Origin of the sequence: Novosphingobium organovorum (genome assembly GCF_022832435.1) — a bacterium.
Lineage (GTDB): Bacteria > Pseudomonadota > Alphaproteobacteria > Sphingomonadales > Sphingomonadaceae > Novosphingobium > Novosphingobium organovorum.
Genome location: NZ_JALHLF010000224.1, coordinates 1 through 1,923, shown reverse-complemented (window position 1 = coordinate 1,923; position 1,923 = coordinate 1). Strand labels below are relative to the sequence as shown.

Sequence of the window (1,923 nt, the reverse complement as noted above, 5' to 3'; positions counted from 1 at the left end):
GTCCGCCGTGGTTCGCGCGCCGGCCGTCAGCGCCGCCCTATTTGGCGACAGGCTGCTCGACGGGCTTCTGGACGGGCTTGGCAGCGAAATGGACGAGGCCGGGGTAGCCCATGGCGTCGATCGCCTCGATGAAGCCGGCCGGATCGTCGAGCCGGAAACTGCCGCTGATGCGCACGTCGCCCGGCGCCGCGCCCTTCACGCCGCGCGTCATCGTGCCCGGCATCGACTGGCCCACGGCAAGCGGCCGGTCCAGGTAGCGGTTGAACCGCGCGACGACCTCACCGAGCGGTTCGTCGTCGGCGTCGAGCATCCCGCTCTGCCAGCGCACGACGCGGGTGGTGTCGACGGGTTCGAGCCGTCCTTCTGATCCGCGCAGCACGAGCTGAGTGCCTGGCGTCATGGTCAGCGCCGGGCTGCCCGGCGCCGCGATCGCGACCTGGCCTTCGATCAGCGTGACCGCGGTCTGGCTGGCCCCGGTGCGCACTTCGAAACGGGTACCAAGGTCGGTCACGGTCATCGCGCCGGCGTGAACGGTGAAGGGATGCGCCGCGTCATGGGTCACGCTGAAGAAGGCCCGGCCCTTGTCGAGATGGACCTCGCGCGTGCCGGCGGGGCTGTCGGCGACCCGCAGCGAGGTGTCGGCATCGAGCGTAAGCCGGGTGCCGTCGGCCAGCCGCACCGATCGCGGCAGGCCGTGACCGTTGGCGATCGTGCGCAGCGCCAGTTCGGCCGGCCCCGCCGCCGGGTGGCGCAGGCTCCACCACGAGGCACCGCCGAGCGCGAGAACCGCCACGAGCGCGGCGGCCAGCGCGCGGTAAGGCACCTGGCGGCGGCCGCCGGCGGGCATGAGCGCGAGGACGGGGCGGTCTTCGGGTTCCTCGTCCCCGATCACCGGGGCGCCGCCGTCGTGATGGGCGTCGTGGTGGGCGTCATGGCCGGACCGGAGCCGTTCGAGCGCCTTTTGGCGAAGCCGCGCCAAACCGTCCTCGGCCTCAAGCGCGTCGAGTTCGTCCCAGAAATCGCTGACCGTGGCGAGCGCATCCTGCTCGCGATCGTCGGTCGGGGCGGCGACCGGGTGGCCGCCGCGCTGCCGCGCGAAACGCGCGATTGCCTGCCGGTGCGGATCGTCGCCCGCCTCGGTGCGCCGCTCGTCCGTGGGGGGGCTGCGGGTCATCGCAGGTCCTCCATCAGGTCGAGCAGGGCCTTCATGATGTGCTTTTCCACGGCGCTGATCGAGAGCCCCATGGCGTTTGCGATTTCGCGGTAGGTCATGTTCTCGAAACGGTGCAGGATGAAAATGTCGCGGGTCTTTTCGGGCATGTTTTCCAGTCTGTGCATCACCATGGCGATGGCCTCCTCGCCCAGGATGACGCGCTCGGGCGTGATCCACTCAACCGGATGATGAATTTCCTCGAGGCTTTCGTGCGCCTGTTCGTGGCGCACGCTGGCGCGTCGCGCGCGATCGGTGAGCACGCTGCGCGCGGCGGTGAAGACATAGGCGCGTTCGTTCTCGACCGTGCCGCTTTCAAGATGTTCGTGGGTGCGCAGCCAGACGTCCTGAACCGCATCGTCGATATCCGCCTCGCTGCTTAGGCGGCGCGCGAACCAGCCGCGCAAGGCCTTGACGACAGGTTCGAATCCCACGCCGGAGCGGTGACGCGTTGCGCGGGATTGGGACACGCTCTTCATGTGGGCAAAGCTAGCCATCCCCGCGTGCTTTTGGCAAGGTGCCATGAAAATGAGGGGGCGGTCGAACCGCATGGGTCGCTGGACAGGACGGGCAGGAACAGGCGCGTTGGCCTGGATCGTCGCGGGCGCGATGGGCGCCGGTGCGCCCGTTGTCGCGCGCGCGGCGTCGGACCGGGGCCCTGTGGGCGGGGTCGAGCTGGCCGCGCAGGACCTTGCCAGCGCGCTCCAGGCCAT

The 1,923-nt window shown here is 69.9% G+C and carries 2 protein-coding genes; both read right to left on the bottom strand.

Annotation, left to right across the window (positions count from 1 at the left end):
* Nucleotides 1-37: 37 nt before the first annotated feature.
* A complete protein-coding gene (locus MTR62_RS20855) occupies nucleotides 38-1,174 on the bottom strand; it encodes a FecR family protein (RefSeq protein WP_244024566.1) in 1,137 nt (378 codons plus the stop codon).
* Entirely contained in the window at nucleotides 1,171-1,644 is a 474-nt protein-coding gene (locus MTR62_RS20850; protein WP_244024564.1) for an RNA polymerase sigma factor, read from the bottom strand. Before MTR62_RS20850 ends, MTR62_RS20855 begins: the two co-directional genes overlap by 4 nt.
* Nucleotides 1,645-1,923: the final 279 nt, after the last annotated feature.